Raw genomic sequence first — 18,700 nt, 5'->3', positions numbered from 1 at the left:
AGCCTTGTGGGGTGACTAAAGCCGAGGGTGATAACGCGACTTCCAGCAGCTCCGACGTCTGGAACCTGCCCAACATCCTCACAATGCTCCGGATTGCCCTGGTTCCGTTCTTCGTTTGGTTCCTTGTGGCCGACGACGGCGAGTACGGGATCTGGCGCTGGGCGGCTGTCGCGGCCTTCGCTGTTGCCATCTATACGGACAAGCTCGACGGCGACATCGCCAGGGCGCGCGGCCTGATCACCAACTTCGGCAAGATCGCCGATCCCATTGCCGACAAGCTGCTGATCGGTTCCGCGCTGGTTCTCTTGTCCATCCTGGGGGAGTTGCCGTGGTGGGTGACCATCCTTATTCTCGTGCGGGAGTGGGGGATTACCGCCCTTCGGTTCGTCGTTATCAGATACGGCGTCATGCCGGCCTCCAGGGGCGGCAAGCTGAAGACAGTAGTCCAAACGGTGGCCATCTTCCTCTACCTGCTTCCGCTGAAGGCGATGGCTCCTTGGCTGGGTGACCTCGCATTCTGGGTCATGATGGCGGCCCTCGCCATCACTCTGTGGACCGGAGTGGAATATGTGGTCCAGGCGCTGAAGCTGCGTGCGGCAGGGCGGCGTGCATGACGCCACGTGAAGGCGAATCCGCCGCAGCGCAGACAGCCACGGCTGCGGTCGCCATGGCTATCGGGAACAAACTCACCGTGGCCACAGCTGAGTCCCTCACGGCCGGAATGGTGGCCGCAACGCTGGCCAACACGCCGGGGGCTTCCGGGATGCTGCAGGGCGGAGTGGTCGCCTACCAGAACTCGGTGAAGGCCGGCGTCCTGGGTGTTTCGCAGGAACTGCTGGCAGCGGTGGGCTCAGTTGACGGGCACGTGGCTGAGGCAATGGCCGACGGCGCCCGGCGGGCCTGCGGGGCCGACCTCGGGATTTCCACCACTGGTGTGGCGGGACCCGAGCCGCACGACGGCAAAGCGGTAGGCTCTGTGTTCATCGGAATTGCCGATAAATCCGGAACCGGCTCGTTTGAATACAGTTTTTCGGGGGACAGGCATTCCATCAGGGAACAAGCCTGTGAGGCCGCGCTGGCGCGTCTGCTTGCTGCTCTGAGTGACGTTGGTTACCGTTCGTAAAGTAGTCGGGAACAAAAACTGATTGCCAATAGTTGTGTCATTGTGTCGCTTCGGAAGAGCCGGGGCGCCTAGGATGTAGAAACCAACCCGGTCCGCCAGCCAGCGAACCGGACGAATGAGGGAGCAAGGCGATACAGATGGTAAAGCAGCCCGTATCCGTAAACGGCGTTGTCCGCTGGAAGGATGTGGGCTTGGCTGATCAGACACAGAGCGAACAGAAGGAGCGCAAAATGGTTGTACTACGCCACGAGATCGGTGATGTACTGCGCGATGTCCGCCAGCGTCAGGGCCGTACCCTCCGCGAGGTTTCGCACAGCGCCCGCGTTTCACTCGGTTACCTGAGTGAAGTTGAACGCGGCCAAAAGGAGGCTTCTTCCGAGCTCCTGTCTTCTATCTGCACAGCCCTGGATGTTCCGCTGTCCCACATGCTTCGCGAAGTCAGCGATCGCGTGGCCGTCGCAGAAGGTGTTGCAGTTCCGGACACCGTTCCGCAGGAATTCTCACAGCGTTATGGTCGCGATCTGGACCTCACGGACGACTTCCCGCAAGGAATGCTCTCCGGAGCCCGGTAACCGTTCCGCTTGAATCATGGAAAAGGTCCCCAGCCTGAGGCTGGGGACCTTTTTCGTGGAATGCGCGGAATCTCGGTTTGGGGCGGGTGCTGCTCAAACGGCCTCGGTTTTCTCCTCGACGTCAAGTCCTGGTTCCCTAACGTTGAGAACGCCATCACCGTAAATGGCGTTGAGGCGGCCCATGTAGTCAGCCAGCGTTTGGACGTCCTCCAGCGGCCATTCGCCGAGTCGTTCACGGAATACCTGCCTCCGTGCGTCCTGGACCTGGTGCATCTTCTCTTCGCCCTTGTCCGTCAACCGGATGGATTGGGCCCGGCCGTCCTGCGGGTCCGCCTCCTTGTAGACAAGGCCGATGCTCTCCAGGAAGGCGATCTGACGGCTCACGGACGGCTTGCCCACCCCAATGCAGGTGGCAAGGTCCGTGAGTCGGATGGGCCCTTCCCTGCGGATGACGGTAAGGAGCCCGTAGGCGGCAGGTTCCATGTCCGGATGGACCTGGCGTGACAGTTGGTGGGAGATCGAACGGGCGCGGCGCCAGAGCAGGCTCAGCTGGTGTTCCACCTGCTGGAGGGCGTCGTCCACGGCGTCGCCTGGCACAGCCGGACTGGGCGTGCTCTGGAGAGGATTGCTCATGGCAACCATTCTAGAGTCCGGCGCCATGAGAGACTCTATCGGTGAGGGCAAGTGACTTTTGGCGATTAATGGACGACGAATTCGGGGCAGGCTACTCCCGGGTCCTGGCCAACACGCTGGTACTCGCCGGTGTGGGCGGGCGGACCGCTGTGGAGGCCTTGGCTTCCGGTTTTCAACCCCGAGAAGTGTGGTTGGCTGTGTGCGAGGTTCAGGATGTTCCTCCCGAGCGCAGGCTGGGCAGGGACATCAAGCCGGCCTCAAACTGACCACATGTGTCTCTCTGGGGCAAAGGGCCCCGAAAGACACACCGTGCCCGTTATTCGAATATCTGTTCGGATGGGGATATGCTCCTGAAAGAGGAAAATTGATCCTGAACGACGCGTCCGGGGCATGCCGACAGTCCTGTTTATCCACATAGCAGGGGTTGGCTTGTAAAAATGTCAGGGCGCCGTAATAGCGTCTGACATGACAGGAAAGCGGCCTTTCAGGCCACTCCACAGCGAGAAAGCATCAGAGGTGTGAACCATGGCGGCAGCCCCGGATCGTGAGAAGGCGCTCGAAGCAGCGCTTGCCCAGATCGACAAGCAGTTCGGTAAAGGCTCTATCATGCGCCTGGGTGATGACACCCGGGCACCGATTGAGGTCATTCCCACCGGCTCCATTGCACTGGATGTCGCCCTTGGCATTGGTGGCCTGCCCCGTGGCCGCGTCGTGGAAATCTACGGTCCGGAATCCTCGGGTAAAACCACCGTGGCGCTTCACGCCGTAGCCAATGCACAGCGCGCAGGCGGCATCGCGGCCTTCATCGACGCCGAACACGCACTTGATCCGGACTACGCCGCCAAGCTTGGCGTGGACACGGACGCACTCCTGGTCTCCCAGCCGGACACCGGCGAGCAAGCCCTCGAAATCATGGACATGCTGGTGGGCTCCGGCTCGCTGGACATCGTGGTCATCGACTCCGTGGCAGCCCTGGTACCCCGCGCTGAAATCGAAGGCGAAATGGGCGACTCCCACGTTGGCCTCCAGGCCAGGCTCATGAGCCAGGCACTGCGTAAGATCACCGGTCGCTTGAGCCAGACCAAGACCACCGCCATCTTCATCAACCAGTTGCGTGAGAAGATCGGCGTGTTCTTTGGATCCCCGGAAACCACTACGGGTGGTAAGGCGCTGAAGTTCTATGCGTCAGTGCGCATCGACGTTCGCCGTATTCAGACCTTGAAGGAAGGCGCGGACTCCGTAGGTAACCGCACCAAGGCAAAGATCGTCAAGAACAAGATGGCTCCGCCCTTCAAGATCGCCGAGTTCGACATCATCTACGGTCAGGGGATCTCCCGCGAGGGCGGCATCATTGACATGGGTGTGGAACACGGCATCATCAAGAAATCGGGTTCGTGGTTCACCTACGATGGCGATCAACTGGGCCAGGGCATGGAGAACTCGCGTCGCTTCCTGCGCGACAACCCCGAGCTCGCCCAGGAACTGGAGCGCCTGATCAAGGAAAAGCTCGGCGTGGGCGTTGCCAAAGTTGAGGAAGACTCCCCGAAGCTGAAGGCCGTTGACGGCTAGACGAGGGCCGGATCCGGATTCTTCCGTAGCGGCTGATCCAGAACCTGATCCCGAATCCGTGGCGCGTGCCATCGTCTTGAGGCAGTTGACGATGGCGCCGCGGAGCCGGCTGCAGTTGTCTCGGAAGCTCGCGGAGCGGAATGTTCCCGAGCACGTGGCTGAAGCAGTCTTGGATCGCTTCGAAGAAGTTCAGCTGATCGATGATGCCGAGTTTGCCAGAATGTGGGTCCGAAGCCGCTCGCAAAGCAAAAAGCTTGCAAAGGGCGCCATCCGTCGCGAGCTGGCAGACAAAGGCATTGAGCTGGATGCGGCTGAAGATGCACTCTCGCAGCTCAGCGACCAAGATGAGGAATTGGCTGCTCGGGAGCTGGTTCAGCGCAAGCTGAGGCCCAGCATGGATCTCAACGACCGGGCAGAGCGGGACAAGTACACCCGCCGGCTGGCCTCCATGCTTGCCCGCAAAGGCTACGCCCCCTCCATGGCGTTCAGAATCGTCGGTGAGGTGCTGGCTGAAGCCGGTACCCTTGAGTAGTGAGTTTGACCATTCCTTCCCCATCAGCTGCCATCTCTCCTTTCGTGGAGCCCAGTACTGGTACAGAGCCCAGGACCTATCAGGTCCGGACTTTCGGCTGCCAGATGAACGTCCATGATTCAGAGCGCATGGCGGGACTTCTAGAAGAAGCCGGTTACGTGCCCGCTGACGGCGAGGTAGCGGATGTAGTGGTCTTTAACACCTGTGCTGTCCGTGAGAACGCAGACAATAAGCTCTACGGGAACCTCGGCCAGCTGCGGCAGGTCAAAGAGGCGAACCCCTCCATGCAGATTGCTGTTGGCGGTTGCCTGGCCCAGAAGGACCGCGAAACCATCGTGAAGAAGGCGCCGTGGGTTGACGCCGTGTTTGGAACCCACAACGTGGGGGCGTTGCCGGCATTGCTCAAGCGTGCACGGCACAACAATGAGGCACAACTGGAGATTCTCGAATCTTTGGACGTCTTTCCGTCAACGCTGCCCACCAAACGTGACTCCGTTTATGCAGGGTGGGTTTCCATCTCCGTAGGGTGCAATAACACCTGCACCTTCTGCATTGTGCCGTCTCTTCGCGGCAAGGAGAAAGATCGGCGCCCAGGGGAAATTCTGGCCGAGATCCAGGCACTCGTTGATGACGGCGCTGTTGAAGTCACGCTGCTCGGCCAGAACGTGAATTCGTACGGCGTGGAATTCGGAGACCGCCAGGCATTCTCCAAACTCCTGCGTGCCTGCGGTGAAATCGAAGGATTGGAACGCGTTCGTTTCACCAGCCCACATCCCGCAGCATTCACCGACGATGTCATCGATGCCATGGCTGAGACACATAACGCCATGCCTCAACTGCACATGCCGCTGCAATCCGGCTCGGACAAGGTGCTGAAGGACATGCGCCGTTCCTACCGTTCCAGCAAGTTCCTGGGCATCCTGGACAAGGTGCGTGAACGCATCCCCCACGCCGCCATCACCACGGACATCATCGTTGGCTTCCCGGGCGAAACCGAGGAGGATTTCCAGGCAACCCTGGATGTGGTGGAGAAATCGCGGTTTGCCTCCGCCTTCACATTCCAGTATTCAAAGCGGCCAGGCACGCCCGCTGCTGACCTTCCGGAGCAACTTCCCAAGGCTGTGGTGCAAGAGCGCTACGAGCGCCTCACGGCGTTGCAGGACCGTGTAGCTGCTGAGGAGAACGCCAAGCAGTTGGGCCGCCAAGTGGAGGTCTTGGTCACGGCACAGTCAGGTCGTAAAGCAGGCGAGACACATAGGCTGTCAGGTCGATCCAAGGACCAAAGGCTGGTGCACTTCTCAGTGCCAGCGGGTGCCGGGACTCCGCGGCCTGGTGACTTCGTCACAGTGACCATTACAGAGGCCGCTGCATTCCACCTCGTCGCCGATCCGGCACGTCCGGAGGATTACCTTCTGCGCCGCTCCCGTGCAGGCGACGCCTGGGATCGTTCACAGGCTGATTCCTGCGGAGTCCCTGCAGCAGGAGCGGCGTCAGGCAAGACGGGTGTGTCGTTGGGCATGCCGTCGCTGCCTGTTCGGCGCGCGTAGGCGGACCACAGGATCGTATGTCGTTCTCCAGCCAGGAACTTTCGCAGCCTGTCATTGCAGTTGTCGGTCCCACGGGTTCAGGTAAGTCGGATCTGGGGGTCAACCTGGCGTTGGCCTTGAACGGTGAAGTCATCAATGCCGATGCCTTGCAGTTCTACCGTGGCATGGACATTGGAACCGCCAAGATCAGCATGGATGAGCGCAGGGGTGTTCCGCACCATTTGCTGGACATCATGGAGGTCACCCAGGAAGCCAGCGTGGCGGACTTCCAACGTGCATGCCGCTCCGCCATTAGTGATATTCACTCGCGGGGAAAGCGTGCCATCCTTGTGGGCGGCTCCGGCTTGTATGTGCGCGCCGCCCTGGACGTCCTGGAGTTCCCTGGCACAGATCCCGAACTCCGAAAGCGCCTGGAAGAAGAGCTCGAAGCGCAAGGGCTTGCGCCGTTGCGTGCCCGGCTTGAGGAAGTGGATCCTGTGTCCGCGGCTCGCCTTGGCGACGCCCGGCGCGTGATCCGGGCGCTGGAGGTGCACGGTCTCACCGGCCGTCCCTTTAGCTCGTTCATGCCACAGCGCCAGTATTTCCAGCCCGCCCTACAGATCGGGCTGGAGGTGGATCGCGAGCAACTGAGGCAACGTCTGGCACTGAGGGTGCACCGCATGGTGGAGGAAGGACTCCAAGAGGAAGTTCGACGGCTCGACGCCAGTGGCTTGCGAAGGGGCAAGACGGCTTCGCGCGCTTTGGGTTACGCCCAGTTCCTGAAAGTCCTGGACGGCGGGATGACCGTCGATGCTGCCGCCGAGGAAACCATCGTGGCTACCCGGCAGTTCGCGAGGCGCCAGCTGACGTGGTTCAGGGCAGACCCTCGGATCACCTGGCTCGATTGGCAGGATCCGGCGCTCGTGGCTAAGGCGGTCGAAGCAGCACTGGCGGCCGGAAAGTAACCCACGCAATTTCTGGCCGAAGACGCGTGGCGGGTAGCCTAGGTCCATGGATGAAACCGCCGCAGTTCCCGCCCGGCAGCCCGCAACTGCGGATGCTCCGGTAACACTTTCCAGCCTTGCCGGTCTGGCGTTCTCGAAGGGCCACGGAACGGGCAACGACTTTGTCCTGATTGCTGATCCCGGTGACGCCCATGAAATAACCGCCGAGCACGTGGCACAGTTGTGCGACCGCCATGTGGGCATCGGTGGCGACGGACTCATTCGGGCGGTGCCATCCCGTTTTCTCCCCGAAGGCCGCGTTGCGCTGGAACAGGATCCCGGGGCTGAGTGGTTCATGGACTACCGCAACGGTGACGGTTCACTCTCGGAAATGTGTGGCAACGGAGTGCGTGTCTTCGTCCATTTCCTCATTGCCGAGGGTTTGGTGGACTTGGGCCCCGGGCAGACACTTGCCATCGGCACTCGCGGTGGAGTCAAGAAGGTGGTGCGGACAGCCAACGGCTACGCCGTGGATATGGGGCCGTGGGAGTTCATCTTCCCGGACGAGGCCAAGAGCAAGGCCATGGATGCGCTGGTCAGCGCGGACGGCTTGGAAGTGGCCAGGCCCGGTCTCTCCGTCAGCATGGGCAATCCTCACACGGTGGTTGCACTCGCCGAACTCAGCGAGCTCGCTGCCACGCAGCTTTTCAAAGTCCCCGTGGTGGATCCCAAGCCCGTCAACGGAACCAACGTCGAGTTCGTGGTTCCCGCTGAGCCATTGGTGGCGGACGGCGTCGGAACCATCACCATGCGCGTTCACGAGCGCGGTGTGGGGGAGACACAGTCCTGTGGCACCGGCGCGTGCGCCGCCGCCGTCGCCATTCGTCACTGGGCCGGTGACTCGGCTCCCAACGACTGGCACGTCAACGTACCGGGCGGCGTCGTGGCCGTGAAGTTCATCCCCGGTGCAGGCGGACGCGAGCATGTGGAACTCAGTGGTCCCGCAGTCATCGTGGCTACAGGGACGCTTTCCTGACCCGGATGATCCTGAACGTTTTGGAGGTACTTTCGCGGGAGACCGTGTAAGTACTGTCCAGCTCGGTAGCGAGCCACCGTTGGAGCGAGTCCGAGCCCAGGTTCTTCTGAACTACCAACCAGGCACTGCCACCTGCCGCCAGCCGGGGCAGCCACGTCAGCAGCAGCGTGTGAAGTTCGTCCTTGCCGATGCGGATGGGCGGGTTGGACCAGATGGTGTCGAACTCGACGGCGGGATCCACCTCGTGCGGGAGGCTGGCGGTGACGTTGGTCAGGCCGAGCGCCGCAGCGTTCTCGTTGGTCAACGTGATGCATCGGTCATTGACGTCAACGGCATGAACATGGGCATGGGGTGCCATCAAGCCCAAAGTGAGGGCAATCGGACCCCATCCGCAGCCGATGTCCAGCAAGTGCCCCTTCGGTGATGGCGGGGGAACTTCGGCGAAGAGAACCGCGGTACCTTTGTCCACGCCGTCGGGGCTGAAGATACCCGACGAGGTCTGCAGCCGGCGCGTTGCTCCAGCAAGTTCCACTGTCAGTGGCTTGCGGGTGAACGGTCCGGCCGGTTGGGCGGTGAAATAATGTGCAGACTCCATAATTTGCCAGATTAGTTGGCTATCGTCAGCAAGGGAAACCGCCTCCTTCCCCTCCTTGCTTGACAGCGGCTGCTAAAGTTGAGCCCATGTTCTTGATCTTTGAGTAATCAGCCGAAATGCCTGAGTCATCAGGCGTTTAATGGCACCGCCCGCGACGCAGGCCCGGTTTGGCATATTGCCCGTCCCCGCCCTTCCGCCCGGCAGGTCCCCAAGGCTAGGTCCGTAGTTCCTCTCCGAGGAGCTGGACACTCTGAAGATCCCGAACCGCTCCTTCGCAGTGAACCGCCATGGTGTACGTGGCCCCTGCGTTGTCACCGGAACAGCATCCTCACCTTGGCCCAAGGACCCTCCCGCGGAGTCCAACACGCCATCGTTTACAGCAGCCGCCTCCCTGACGAGAGGTTGCCGTTCAGCCCATAGGAGGCCCTTTTGGCCGATGCCCGTCAGCCCAGCGCGAATAGCGCCCCATCGAGCAGCAAACAGCACTATTCTGGAATTGCCGAACAGTCTAAGGAGACCATGACCACCCAGAAGCACTCCGGATCCGATTCCGACGCCCAGGACATGAGTCCTGAACAAATCCAGGCCGTCATCGACCGGATTCTTTCCAAGGATGTACCTGCGCAGGCATCCGACGACAACGACGCCAATGGTGTGTTCGGCAAGGCGCAGGCGATTTCCACGCTGGACCAGGAACACAGCATTTACGACGGCGACCAGGAAGACCTGGCTGAACGCCGCGCCCTTCGGCGTACCGCGGGACTGTCCACGGAGCTTGAGGACGTCACAGAGGTCGAATACAGGCAGCTGCGCCTTGAGCGCGTTGTGCTGGCGGGCTTGTGGACCGAGGGGACCCTGGCTGATGCGGAGAACTCCCTCCGTGAGCTCGCCGCACTTGCCGAGACGGCTGGATCCGAGGTGCTCGACGGCCTGGTTCAGCGGCGTCAGAAGCCGGACCCCGGGACGTTCCTTGGTTCCGGCAAGGCCCAGGAGCTCAAGGACATCGTCGCCGCCACGGGCGCAGACACCGTGGTGGTTGATACCGAGCTCGCGCCCTCTCAGCGACGTGGACTTGAGGACATCGTGAAGGTCAAGGTAGTTGACCGCACCACACTGATCCTTGACATCTTTGCCCAGCATGCCAAGAGCCGTGAAGGTAAGGCACAGGTTGAGCTCGCGCAGCTCGAGTACCTGCTCCCGAGGCTTCGTGGTTGGGGTGACTCCATGTCCCGCCAGGCTGGTGGCCAGGTGGGTGGCGCAGGCGCTGGTATGGGCTCCCGTGGTCCCGGTGAAACCAAGATCGAACTTGATCGGCGGCGGATCCGTACCCGTATGGCAAAGCTGCGTCGCGAAATCGCCGCAATGAAGCCTGCACGGGAGACCAAGCGGGCCAACCGCCGTCGTAACGCTGTTCCCTCAGTAGCTATCGCCGGGTACACGAACGCCGGCAAGTCCTCCCTCCTGAACCGCCTCACCGACGCCGGTGTCCTGGTGGAGAACGCCCTGTTCGCCACCCTTGATCCCACGGTCCGTAAGGCACAAACGCCGGACGGCATCGGGTACACCCTCGCAGACACTGTCGGCTTCGTTCGCTCGTTGCCGACCCAATTGATTGAGGCCTTCCGGTCGACGTTGGAAGAAGTTGCGGATGCGGACCTGATCCTTCACGTCGTGGATGCATCGCACCCCGATCCTGAGGGCCAGATTGCAGCAGTCAGGTCAGTTTTCACCGAAGTGGATGCCCGCAAGGTTCCCGAGATCATCGTCCTCAACAAAGTTGATGTAGCTGATCCCTTTGTGGTGGAGCGTCTTAAGCAGAAAGAACCCCGCCATGCTGTGGTGTCCACCCGTACGGGGCAGGGCATCGCGGAACTGCTCGAAGACATCAGCCGGTCCATTCCCCGGCCTGGGGTGCGCCTTGAACTGCTCATTCCCTACGAGCGCGGAGAAATGATCAACAAGTTGCACAACTCCGACTCGGAAATCCTCAGCCTTGAGCATGAGGAGAACGGGACCCGTGTAGTTGTCATGGTGCGCGAAGGCCTGGCCGCCGAGCTGGAGTCATTCGTCAGTAATGGTTGAGAAGGTGGCGGCGGACGCCGTCAAGTCGGAGGGGGAGAAAGCCACCCTCGAGTTGTTGGACCGGGCTGTTGCCGGCATGGGCGGACAAAGCCGTGCCGGCCAGCACGAGATGGCCAAGCATGTCACCCGGGCCATCGAGACCGGGGAACATCTGCTGGTTCAAGCGGGAACCGGAACGGGTAAGTCTCTGGCGTACCTGATTCCCTTGATCGCTCATTCCATGGACAGCAACAAACCGACCCTGGTGTCCACCGCCACCTTGGCACTCCAGACCCAGATTGTGGGCAGGGACCTTCCCCGCCTGCTGGAGACCATCAACCCTGCCCTTGAGCGGCCCGTTAATGTGGCGCTGGTCAAAGGCCGGGCCAATTACGTGTGCCTGCAGAAACTCGAAGGCGGGTTCCCCAGTGAGGAGCCCTCCGAAGGACAGCTGTTCTCCTTGGGGGAGGACACCAGCGTCCCTCACTTCGCCGCGTCCATGGGCGGACCACAATCGCAGCTGGGTAAGGAAGTGGTCCGTCTCCGGGAATGGGCGGAGAAGACCACCACCGGAGACCGCGACGAACTCATGCCTGGCGTGACGGACAGAGCCTGGCGGCAAGTATCCGTGACGTCCATGGAGTGCCTGGGTGCCCAGAAGTGCCCCGTGGCGGAAGAGTGCTTCAGCGAGCTGGCCCGCTCAAGGGCCGGCGAGGCCGACGTCGTGGTCACCAACCATGCCATGCTGGCTGTTAGTGCCTTCGAAGGCCTGGCTGTATTGCCCGAGTATGACGTGGTGGTGGTTGATGAGGCGCACGAGCTTCAGGATCGGGTCACCGGTGCCGTTTCAGGGCAGTTGTCAGTTGCCATGGTCCACGCGGCAGCATCCAGTGCCCGCAAGCACACGGCCATCCCCGTGGACGCCCTCAACGCCGCTGCGGACAGCTTGGACATGGCAATAGCCGGAGTACCCAACGGTTTGTTGCCCAACGGACTCAACGACGAACAGCTCGATTGTCTGGACCAATTGCGGGACGCCACACGCGCGGCGCTCTCGGATTCGAAGACCGATTCCTCCAACGCCGTGGACGGCGGACGCCAGCTCGCCCGTTCACGGCTCATGCTCATCCTGGAACTGTGCGAGCGGATGCTGGCCGCCAAGGAGAACCGCGAAGTGGTCTGGTTCTCGCGGAACAGCACGTTCGACCCCCAGCAGGGTTACTCGCCACCGGACGAGACGGCTCCGGCCCTGATTAACATCGCCCCGCTCAGTGTTGCAGGGCGGCTTCGTGAGGGACTCTTTGCCGGACACACCGTAGTGCTGACCTCCGCCACGCTGGCCATCGGCTCGGCCTTTGAGCCAGCCGCGGGTGGTCTGGGCCTGATTGGCGAAGGCGCACCGAGCTGGACCGGGATCGATGTCGGATCGCCCTTTGATTACCCCAAACAAGGGGTCTTATACGTCGCAAAACACCTGCCCAAGCCAGGCCGTGGTACCTCGCCTGAGGCGCTGGACGAGTTGGAAGACCTCATCCGCGCCTCCGGGGGCGGAGCGCTCTGCCTGTTCTCTTCACGGCGTGCAGCCGAAGAAGCCGCCGATGCCATGCGGCTCCGGCTGGACGTGGATATCCTCTGCCAAGGCGAATCCACCATGGCGGCCTTGGTGAAGCAATTCGCGGACGAACCTGACACGTGCCTCTTCGGAACGATGTCACTATGGCAAGGTGTCGACGTACCGGGTGGTTCCTGCCGTCTGGTGGTCATTGACCGCATACCCTTCCCACGTCCTGATGATCCCCTGATGACCGCCCGTTCCCGGGCAGTGGCCCAATCGGGCGGTAACGGGTTCATGGCCGTGTCAGCCACCCACGCTGCCATTCGATTGGCTCAAGGCGCAGGCCGGCTGATCCGCTCTACAGGAGACAAAGGGGTTGTGGCCGTACTGGACTCCCGGCTGTCAACAGAGCGCTATGGGGGCTTCCTGCGTGCTGCCCTGCCGCCGTTCTGGGCTACGACGGACCGGACAGTGGTGCGTGGTGTCCTGGAGCGTCTGGGGTCAGCCAAGGCCCCCTAGGAAGGGCAGCAGTGAAGCCCCGCAGGGAAACCCTGCGGGGAAAGTTCTGAGGCGAAGCCCCGTAGGGCGCCTAGAGGGAACGCAGTACGGAAACGACCTTGCCCATGATGGTGGCCTGATCTCCGAGGATGGGCTCGTACTGGGTATTTTGTGGGAGCAGCCACGTGTGGCCATCCCGCTGGCGGAAGGTCTTCACCGTTGCTTCGTCATCCAACAAGGCGGCAACGATGTCGCCGTTGATGGCATCGTTCTGGCGCCGGACCACTACCCAGTCGCCATCACAGATAGCGGCATCAATCATGGAATCGCCGGCCACCTTCAGCATGAACAGTTCGCCATGTCCCACAAGTTGGCGGGGGAGTGCAAGTACGTCTTCAACCGTCTGGTCAGCCAGGATGGGGCCACCGGCCGCGATGCGGCCCACCAACGGGACCATGGCGGTATCACTGGCGCTGGCGAGTTCGGTAACGGCAAGACCGCCCGCGCTTCGAAGGGTGGTAGGAGCTTCCACGCCGGGAATGGATCCGCCATCAAGGGTCAAGGGCATCAGTACTTCCATGGCGCGTGGACGCTTGGGATCCCTGCGGAGGTACCCAAGCTTCTCCAGTTGGGACAACTGATGCGTGACGCTGGACAAACTGGCTAGACCCACGGTGTCGCCGATTTCACGCATGCTGGGCGGGTAGCCGTTGTCATTGACCGATCGCTGGATGGTCTCCAGGATCTTTTTCTGCCGGACAGTCAGGCTTTTGGGACTCTTTTGAGGCTGTTGGCTCCGCAGGGGTGCCCCGCCGCCTGTGGCTTTCGCTGCCATGTTCGCCAATGCCTTTCATTCCGCCCGGATGAGTGCCCGGGGTTGTCGGGTCTGCAAAAAATGTCAGACCCTCCTGTTCCACTGAAACAGTGCTGTTTCTTCCCTCAAACGTAGGGCAGGCACAGGCGTTTATCAAACATTTGTTCTAGCGAGTCTCGACACCGTTCGTTGATAAGTGCTAAAAATGTCATAGCAAGGTTCGAATATGTGTTCTATAAACCTGATGCTGAAGTCCGATGTTCGAACAAAGCGTTCGAACATCGGGGGTCAGGGGACGGGAACACCAAGAATTGGCAGCCGAGCACCGGTACTCCGGAGCCTGGCAATAGCTCAGAAGGGCTCAGCTCATGTCCGCAGTCACTACGTTCGCTGATTTTCGTACTACTCAGGCGCCTGCCCGCCTGCGTCTCACCCGGCGGGGACGGATCGTCTTCTTCGGCATCCCGGCCATGCTGTTGGTGGCGGCGTTGCTGAGTCTCGCCGGTTTCATCAACTCCCCGGCAAAGGCCGCGGACTCGCAGTCCCAACTGCGTCCGCCTGTTGCGGTCACGGTCACGGTGCAGCCGGGCCAGTCACTGTGGGGCATCGCCGGTGCAGCTGCTCCGGAGCGGGACCCCCGTGATGTCATCGCCGAGATCATCCAGCTGAACGACCTCCGGGGCGGCCGCATTCTGCCCGGCCAGCAGCTGTTCGTCCCTGCAAACTGATCCGTTCAGCATCCGCGAAAGCCGATGGTCGGGCGTCACAGTTAGTCGCCAGTCCCGGCCGCCCCTTAAACTGGGTTGGTGAGTGACCAGCTTGAGCGACTTGACCGACTTCCCCTTAGGACCAACCTGCGTGGATTGAGCCCTTACGGCGCACCGCAGCTTGATGTCCCCATCCTGCTCAACGTCAACGAGAACACTCATGGTGTCCCTGCCGATGTCCAGGCCGCTATTACGGAGGCGGTGGCCGCCGCAGCCACGGGTCTGAACCGCTACCCGGATCGAGAGTTCACTGAACTCCGTCAAGCCCTTGCCGAGTACCTGGGCCACGGGCTTTCTCCGGATAACATCTGGGCCGCCAACGGCTCCAACGAAGTTCTGCAGCAGATCCTCCAGGCTTTTGGTGGACCAGGCCGCAAAGCCCTGGGTTTCCCTCCCACGTACTCCATGTACCCACTGCTCGCCAGTGGCACTGACACCGAGTATGTCCGCGGAGTCCGCGCGGACGACTACGGGCTGGACGCCGAATCGGCCGCTGCTCAGGTCCGGGAAACGGGCGCCAACATTGTTTTCCTGTGCTCGCCCAACAACCCCACAGGTACGGGCTTGGGATTGGACGTCGTCGAGGCTGTGTACGAGGCCGGCGAAGCCAGCCAGGCCATAGTGATCGTGGACGAGGCTTATCACGAGTTTGCGCACGACAATACTCCAAGCGCCCTGACCCTGTTGCCCGGCCGTGAGCGGCTGATTGTCTCGCGCACCATGAGCAAGGCCTTCGCTCTTGCCGGTGCCAGGCTCGGGTACATGGCGGCGGCTCCTGAAGTCACCGACGCCATCCGTTTGGTTCGCCTTCCGTACCACCTGTCTGCTGTTACTCAGGCAACCGCCCTTGCGGCGCTGAACCACCGCGAAGCCCTCATGGCCGACGTCGAAGACATCAAGGTCCAACGCGACCGGATTGTGACTGAACTGCTCCGCATGGGCCTGAAGCCTGCCGCTTCAGACTCCAACTACGTATTCTTCGGCGGGCTGGAGGAGCCGCACGCGATTTGGCAGGGCCTGCTCGACGCCGGTGTGCTGATTCGTGATGTCGGTATCCCCGGGCACTTGCGTGTCACTGCAGGAACCGAGCCGGAAACCACTGCCTTCCTGGAAGCTTTGGAAGCCCTGCTGGACGGCGCCGCGCCACACCGCGCCTAAACTTGTTCCTAGACCCAACCCACCCTTCGTGTATAAGGACGTCCCAATGAGCGAAACCGGCGCTACGCCGACCGCTGCCCGCACCGCGCGCATGGAGCGCACCACCAGTGAATCGTCGGTTCTGGTGGAGATTAACCTGGACGGTTCAGGTATCTCGGATATCAGCACCTCGGTTCCGTTCTATGACCACATGCTGACGGCCCTGTGCAAGCACTCCCTGATTGACATGACCGTCAAGGCCACTGGCGACACCCACATTGACGCGCACCACACCGTGGAAGACGTTGCCATCACGTTTGGCGAGGTCCTGCGCACGGCCCTGGGCAACAAAGCCGGCATTCGTCGCTTCGGTGAAGCAACGGTTCCTTTGGACGAAGCCTTGGCGCACGCCGTCGTGGATGTCTCCGGACGTCCCTACCTGGTACACGGTGGCGAGCCGGCCGGACAGGAATACCACCTGATCGGCGGACACTTCACGGGATCGTTGACGCGCCACGTCTTTGAAGCCATTACGCTGCACGCCGGAATCTGCCTCCACATGAACGTGCTGGCCGGCCGCGACCCCCACCACATCGTTGAGGCCCAGTTCAAGGCCTTTGCGCGCGCATTGCGTGCAGCTGTTGAGTCTGATCCCCGTGTGGAGGGCATTCCCTCCACTAAAGGCGCACTATGAGCGGCCAGATTCTGAATAACGGGGCTGTGGCTGACGCCATAGCGTCCGTCAAGCCGGAGTCGCCTGAAGGCAAGCCCACAGTCACTGTGCTGGACTATGGTTCGGGCAACGTCAGGTCCGCTGTTCGCGCCCTTGAACGTGCCGGCGCCCACGTGGTGCTTAGTTCCAAGCCCGAAGACGTCCTGAATGCTGATGGTCTGGTGGTGCCCGGAGTCGGTGCTTACGAGACCGTGATGAAGGAACTTAAGTCTGTTGATGCCATCCGTATGATCGGACGCAGGGTTGCCGGTGGTCGTCCTGTGCTGGCCATCTGCGTGGGCTTGCAGGTTCTCTTTGAGGCCGGCGTTGAGCATGGCACCGAATCCGAGGGTATGGCCGAGTGGCCCGGCAAGGTTGAGCTCCTTCCCGCCCCCGTGGTTCCGCACATGGGCTGGAACACCGTGGACGTCCCGGAAGGCTCCAAGCTCTTTGCCGGGGTGGAACAGGAACGCTTCTACTTTGTGCACTCCTACGGGGTTCAAGAGTGGAACTTCGACGTCGTTCAGCCCCGCATGGCCCCTCCCATGGTGACGTGGTCCGAGCACGGCGCACGCTTCATTGCCGCAGTGGAGAACGGCCCCCTCTGCGCTACGCAGTTCCACCCGGAGAAGTCAGGCGATGCCGGAGCGCGGCTTTTGCGTAACTGGGTGGACAGTCTCCGTAAGCCCGCTGCGGAAGCATCCGGAAGCGGTGCCGCCTAGATGTGGTGGTCGGTAATGCTGATGGGCCTGGCCGGCCTGCTGGTGGGTGGGGGTATCTCCTTCCACCAACAGAAGAAGCCCCGGTGGGTCTCCATTTCTTTCTATGTGCTGGCCGGGATGTCCCTGCTGGCCGCTTATCTCTTGACGCTGGGTAACTGAACCAGCCGTTCTGCGAACCGCGTCACTTTCGAACCCCAAGGACACACATGACCTCCTCCGCCCAGTCCGTTCTGGAACTCCTGCCTGCCGTTGACATTGTTGACGGCCAGGCGGTCCGCCTCCTGCAAGGAGAAGCCGGCTCGGAAACCAGCTACGGGACACCTCTGGAAGCAGCATTGAACTGGCAGAACGCTGGCGCCGAATGGGTTCACATGGTGGACCTCGACGCCGCATTTGGCCGGGGGGACAACGCCGCGCTCATCAGCGAGGTGGTCTCGCAGCTCAACGTCAAGGTGGAGCTCTCCGGCGGACTGCGGGATGACGAGTCTCTTGAGCGTGCGCTGGAATTGGGTGTTGCCCGCGTGAACCTTGGCACGGCAGCGTTGGAGAATCCCGAGTGGACCCGGCGTGCAATTGAGCGCTTCGGTGACAAGATCGCCGTCGGCCTTGATGTCCGCGGCACAACGCTTGCTGGACGCGGTTGGACCAAAGAGGGCGGCGACCTCTGGGAGGTTCTGGCACGCCTTGAGGATGCGGGTTGTGCCCGCTACGTCGTCACCGACGTCACCAAGGACGGAACGCTTCAGGGCCCGAACGTGGAACTCCTCCGCCAGATGGTGGAGAAGACCGGCAAGCCGGTGGTCGCCTCCGGCGGTATCTCCAGCCTGGAAGACCTCCGTGTTCTCCGCGAATTGGTACCGCTGGGCGTTGAAGGCGCGATCGTTGGCAAGGCTCTCTACGCCGGTGCCTTTACGCTGCCCGAAGCACTGGACGTTGCCGGCCGCCGCTGATGCACCACAACGGAGGTCATCAGCCCGAGGATCATGGCCACGCCCGGCGTGAGCTTCCCGGCCATATCGCGGCCGCATTGGCCGGTGCAGGGGGAGGCACTGACTCCGCCGGCCAGCCGTGGTCCGGTAGGAGCCTCAGCGGTGATGACGCGAAGATCCATAACTTCGAAGACGACGACGGCTCTGCGGATCCTGGCTATGTTGCTGCCGTTGCGGCGTTGATCAAGGGGACAGGCAGTGAGGCTGACGTTGTCGCCTCCCTGGCTACGGCACGGGTGTTCGTTCCCGTCGTTGCCCAGCTGGCTGAGGAAGCCGAAGGCGTCGATGGCCTGCACGCTGACAAACAAGCCGATATGGCATTGGTCACACTCAAGGCTCCTGACGGTCGCACGGCCATGCCGGTCTTTACCTCCGCTGCCGCCCTTGAGGCATGGCATGCGCAGGCGCGTCCTGTGGCTGTTTATGCCGCGCGCGCAGCCCTCTCCGCGGTATCGGAGGGCGCGCAGCTGCTGGTCATGGACCCTGGCTCGGACTTCGCGTTCGTGGTGCGGCGCCCTGCCATGTGGGCCCTCGCCCAACAGAAGAACTGGACGCCGTCATACCTTGATGATCAACTGGAGGCAGCTCTCGCTTCAACGGTCTCGGCATTTCGGACGGTCCGTCGCCTTGAGACGCAGCACGGTGGTGGCGTTGCGTCGCTGACGGCTGACGGCCGCCAAGTTTCCGGGGGCGGTGCAGGGCCGGAACTGCGTGTGGTGCTCTTCCTCGAAGATGGACTCGACGCCGTGGCTGTGCAGACCCTCGTTGCTCAACTGAACGAGGCTTGGGCGCGGATGGATTCCTTTGCCGAAGGCGTTGATTCCATGGAAGTAAAACTGCAGCGCGCCGCACAGGAGCCCGCGCGGCATTAATGGCGGTGCCGGTTCCCGGGGCTGCCCTGGGGAACAAGAGGAA

21 protein-coding genes are annotated in these 18,700 nt (G+C 61.9%); 18 read left to right on the top strand and 3 right to left on the bottom strand.

Going from position 1 to position 18,700, the window contains the following annotated elements; translation table 11 throughout:
* Positions 1–11: 11 nt before the first annotated feature.
* The 3 genes from pgsA to ACIQH5_RS18595 all read left to right on the top strand — a co-directional run bounded on the left by pgsA (position 12) and on the right by ACIQH5_RS18595 (position 1,695).
* Positions 12–614: a CDP-diacylglycerol--glycerol-3-phosphate 3-phosphatidyltransferase gene (pgsA, locus tag ACIQH5_RS18605; protein ID WP_400406266.1), complete on the top strand. Its 603-nt coding sequence runs from the start codon at positions 12–14 to the stop codon at positions 612–614.
* On the top strand, positions 611–1,123 hold the full coding sequence (locus ACIQH5_RS18600) for a CinA family protein (RefSeq protein ID WP_400406263.1): 513 nt from the start codon (positions 611–613) through the stop codon (positions 1,121–1,123). Before pgsA ends, ACIQH5_RS18600 begins: the two co-directional genes overlap by 4 nt.
* A 137-nt stretch (positions 1,124–1,260) precedes the next feature.
* Complete coding sequence (locus tag ACIQH5_RS18595) at positions 1,261–1,695, top strand: helix-turn-helix domain-containing protein (RefSeq protein WP_024820363.1); 435 nt, start codon at positions 1,261–1,263, stop codon at positions 1,693–1,695.
* A gap of 93 nt (positions 1,696–1,788) precedes the next feature.
* Here the strand turns inward: ACIQH5_RS18595 and ACIQH5_RS18590 are convergent, their stop codons facing one another.
* Entirely contained in the window at positions 1,789–2,328 is a 540-nt protein-coding gene (locus ACIQH5_RS18590) for a MarR family winged helix-turn-helix transcriptional regulator (RefSeq protein ID WP_400406260.1), read from the bottom strand.
* A 68-nt stretch (positions 2,329–2,396) separates the two neighbouring features.
* On the opposite strand from ACIQH5_RS18590, the gene ACIQH5_RS18585 reads away from it, so the two are divergent.
* The 6 genes from ACIQH5_RS18585 to dapF all read left to right on the top strand — a co-directional run bounded on the left by ACIQH5_RS18585 (position 2,397) and on the right by dapF (position 7,935).
* Positions 2,397–2,594, top strand: a complete 198-nt coding sequence (locus tag ACIQH5_RS18585; RefSeq protein WP_400406257.1) for a DUF3046 domain-containing protein — start codon at positions 2,397–2,399, stop codon at positions 2,592–2,594.
* A 259-nt stretch (positions 2,595–2,853) separates the two neighbouring features.
* Positions 2,854–3,897, top strand: a complete 1,044-nt coding sequence (gene recA, locus ACIQH5_RS18580; protein WP_062067643.1) for a recombinase RecA — start codon at positions 2,854–2,856, stop codon at positions 3,895–3,897.
* The gene (locus tag ACIQH5_RS18575) at positions 3,887–4,429 is read left to right on the top strand and encodes a regulatory protein RecX (protein ID WP_400406254.1); all 543 of its coding nucleotides are present in this window, start codon (positions 3,887–3,889) and stop codon (positions 4,427–4,429) included. Before recA ends, ACIQH5_RS18575 begins: the two co-directional genes overlap by 11 nt.
* Positions 4,429–5,976, top strand: coding sequence for a tRNA (N6-isopentenyl adenosine(37)-C2)-methylthiotransferase MiaB (gene miaB, locus ACIQH5_RS18570; RefSeq protein ID WP_400406251.1), 1,548 nt, complete (start codon positions 4,429–4,431; stop codon positions 5,974–5,976). The genes ACIQH5_RS18575 and miaB overlap by 1 nt, the downstream gene beginning before the upstream one ends.
* A 17-nt stretch (positions 5,977–5,993) precedes the next feature.
* Positions 5,994–6,920: a tRNA (adenosine(37)-N6)-dimethylallyltransferase MiaA gene (gene miaA / locus ACIQH5_RS18565; protein WP_400406248.1), complete on the top strand. Its 927-nt coding sequence runs from the start codon at positions 5,994–5,996 to the stop codon at positions 6,918–6,920.
* Between the two features lie 46 nt (positions 6,921–6,966).
* A complete protein-coding gene (dapF, locus tag ACIQH5_RS18560) occupies positions 6,967–7,935 on the top strand; it encodes a diaminopimelate epimerase (protein ID WP_400406245.1) in 969 nt (322 codons plus the stop codon).
* On the opposite strand, the gene ACIQH5_RS18555 is transcribed toward dapF, so the two are convergent.
* Positions 7,916–8,530, bottom strand: coding sequence for a class I SAM-dependent methyltransferase (locus ACIQH5_RS18555; RefSeq protein WP_400406242.1), 615 nt, complete (start codon positions 8,528–8,530; stop codon positions 7,916–7,918). The genes dapF and ACIQH5_RS18555 overlap by 20 nt on opposite strands.
* A 519-nt stretch (positions 8,531–9,049) precedes the next feature.
* On the opposite strand from ACIQH5_RS18555, the gene hflX reads away from it, so the two are divergent.
* Entirely contained in the window at positions 9,050–10,612 is a 1,563-nt protein-coding gene (hflX, locus tag ACIQH5_RS18550) for a GTPase HflX (protein WP_400406239.1), read from the top strand.
* Positions 10,605–12,665 (top strand): ATP-dependent DNA helicase, encoded by a 2,061-nt coding sequence (locus ACIQH5_RS18545; protein ID WP_400406236.1) that lies wholly within the window; start codon positions 10,605–10,607, stop codon positions 12,663–12,665. Before hflX ends, ACIQH5_RS18545 begins: the two co-directional genes overlap by 8 nt.
* Before the next feature lie 70 nt (positions 12,666–12,735).
* Here ACIQH5_RS18545 and lexA read toward each other — a convergent pair whose 3' ends face one another.
* Positions 12,736–13,479 (bottom strand): transcriptional repressor LexA, encoded by a 744-nt coding sequence (lexA, locus tag ACIQH5_RS18540; protein WP_400406233.1) that lies wholly within the window; start codon positions 13,477–13,479, stop codon positions 12,736–12,738.
* A gap of 347 nt (positions 13,480–13,826) precedes the next feature.
* On the opposite strand from lexA, the gene ACIQH5_RS18535 reads away from it, so the two are divergent.
* The 7 genes from ACIQH5_RS18535 (at position 13,827) to ACIQH5_RS18505 (ending at position 18,657) form a co-directional block, all read left to right on the top strand.
* The gene (locus tag ACIQH5_RS18535) at positions 13,827–14,186 is read left to right on the top strand and encodes a LysM peptidoglycan-binding domain-containing protein (protein ID WP_024820374.1); all 360 of its coding nucleotides are present in this window, start codon (positions 13,827–13,829) and stop codon (positions 14,184–14,186) included.
* Positions 14,187–14,264: 78 nt separating this feature from the next.
* Entirely contained in the window at positions 14,265–15,383 is a 1,119-nt protein-coding gene (locus ACIQH5_RS18530) for a histidinol-phosphate transaminase (RefSeq protein WP_400406229.1), read from the top strand.
* Positions 15,384–15,429: 46 nt separating this feature from the next.
* A complete protein-coding gene (gene hisB / locus ACIQH5_RS18525) occupies positions 15,430–16,056 on the top strand; it encodes an imidazoleglycerol-phosphate dehydratase HisB (RefSeq protein WP_400406226.1) in 627 nt (208 codons plus the stop codon).
* On the top strand, positions 16,053–16,796 hold the full coding sequence (hisH, locus tag ACIQH5_RS18520) for an imidazole glycerol phosphate synthase subunit HisH (RefSeq protein WP_062067668.1): 744 nt from the start codon (positions 16,053–16,055) through the stop codon (positions 16,794–16,796). The genes hisB and hisH overlap by 4 nt, the downstream gene beginning before the upstream one ends.
* Before the next feature lie 15 nt (positions 16,797–16,811).
* Complete coding sequence (locus ACIQH5_RS18515) at positions 16,812–16,955, top strand: hypothetical protein (RefSeq protein ID WP_400406370.1); 144 nt, start codon at positions 16,812–16,814, stop codon at positions 16,953–16,955.
* Positions 16,956–17,002: 47 nt separating this feature from the next.
* Complete coding sequence (gene priA, locus ACIQH5_RS18510; RefSeq protein ID WP_400406222.1) at positions 17,003–17,746, top strand: bifunctional 1-(5-phosphoribosyl)-5-((5-phosphoribosylamino)methylideneamino)imidazole-4-carboxamide isomerase/phosphoribosylanthranilate isomerase PriA; 744 nt, start codon at positions 17,003–17,005, stop codon at positions 17,744–17,746.
* Positions 17,746–18,657 (top strand): SseB family protein, encoded by a 912-nt coding sequence (locus ACIQH5_RS18505; protein ID WP_400406219.1) that lies wholly within the window; start codon positions 17,746–17,748, stop codon positions 18,655–18,657. Before priA ends, ACIQH5_RS18505 begins: the two co-directional genes overlap by 1 nt.
* Positions 18,658–18,700: the final 43 nt, after the last annotated feature.

The organism is Paenarthrobacter sp. NPDC091711 (assembly GCF_044756605.1).
In the GTDB taxonomy this organism is placed as follows: domain Bacteria; phylum Actinomycetota; class Actinomycetes; order Actinomycetales; family Micrococcaceae; genus Arthrobacter.
Note: the sequence above shows the minus strand (reverse complement) of the source record. Positions and strands in the feature narration are given on the sequence as shown.

What these genes read in the sequence shown, in the direction of transcription:
- ACIQH5_RS18595 (WP_024820363.1), top strand. Translation starts at nt 1,261, where the DNA reads ATGGTAAAGCAGCCCGTATCCGTAAACGGCGTTGTCCGCTGGAAGGAT.
- ACIQH5_RS18535 (WP_024820374.1), top strand. Translation starts at nt 13,827, where the DNA reads ATGTCCGCAGTCACTACGTTCGCTGATTTTCGTACTACTCAGGCGCCT.
- ACIQH5_RS18545 (WP_400406236.1), top strand. Translation starts at nt 10,605, where the DNA reads ATGGTTGAGAAGGTGGCGGCGGACGCCGTCAAGTCGGAGGGGGAGAAA.
- priA (WP_400406222.1), top strand. Translation starts at nt 17,003, where the DNA reads ATGACCTCCTCCGCCCAGTCCGTTCTGGAACTCCTGCCTGCCGTTGAC.
- recA (WP_062067643.1), top strand. Translation starts at nt 2,854, where the DNA reads ATGGCGGCAGCCCCGGATCGTGAGAAGGCGCTCGAAGCAGCGCTTGCC.
- lexA (WP_400406233.1), bottom strand. Translation starts at nt 13,479, where the DNA reads ATGGCAGCGAAAGCCACAGGCGGCGGGGCACCCCTGCGGAGCCAACAG.
- ACIQH5_RS18590 (WP_400406260.1), bottom strand. Translation starts at nt 2,328, where the DNA reads ATGAGCAATCCTCTCCAGAGCACGCCCAGTCCGGCTGTGCCAGGCGAC.
- dapF (WP_400406245.1), top strand. Translation starts at nt 6,967, where the DNA reads ATGGATGAAACCGCCGCAGTTCCCGCCCGGCAGCCCGCAACTGCGGAT.
- ACIQH5_RS18515 (WP_400406370.1), top strand. Translation starts at nt 16,812, where the DNA reads ATGCTGATGGGCCTGGCCGGCCTGCTGGTGGGTGGGGGTATCTCCTTC.
- ACIQH5_RS18600 (WP_400406263.1), top strand. Translation starts at nt 611, where the DNA reads ATGACGCCACGTGAAGGCGAATCCGCCGCAGCGCAGACAGCCACGGCT.
- ACIQH5_RS18555 (WP_400406242.1), bottom strand. Translation starts at nt 8,530, where the DNA reads ATGGAGTCTGCACATTATTTCACCGCCCAACCGGCCGGACCGTTCACC.
- hflX (WP_400406239.1), top strand. Translation starts at nt 9,050, where the DNA reads ATGACCACCCAGAAGCACTCCGGATCCGATTCCGACGCCCAGGACATG.
- ACIQH5_RS18505 (WP_400406219.1), top strand. Translation starts at nt 17,746, where the DNA reads ATGCACCACAACGGAGGTCATCAGCCCGAGGATCATGGCCACGCCCGG.
- ACIQH5_RS18585 (WP_400406257.1), top strand. Translation starts at nt 2,397, where the DNA reads ATGGACGACGAATTCGGGGCAGGCTACTCCCGGGTCCTGGCCAACACG.
- miaA (WP_400406248.1), top strand. Translation starts at nt 5,994, where the DNA reads ATGTCGTTCTCCAGCCAGGAACTTTCGCAGCCTGTCATTGCAGTTGTC.
- hisB (WP_400406226.1), top strand. Translation starts at nt 15,430, where the DNA reads ATGAGCGAAACCGGCGCTACGCCGACCGCTGCCCGCACCGCGCGCATG.
- hisH (WP_062067668.1), top strand. Translation starts at nt 16,053, where the DNA reads ATGAGCGGCCAGATTCTGAATAACGGGGCTGTGGCTGACGCCATAGCG.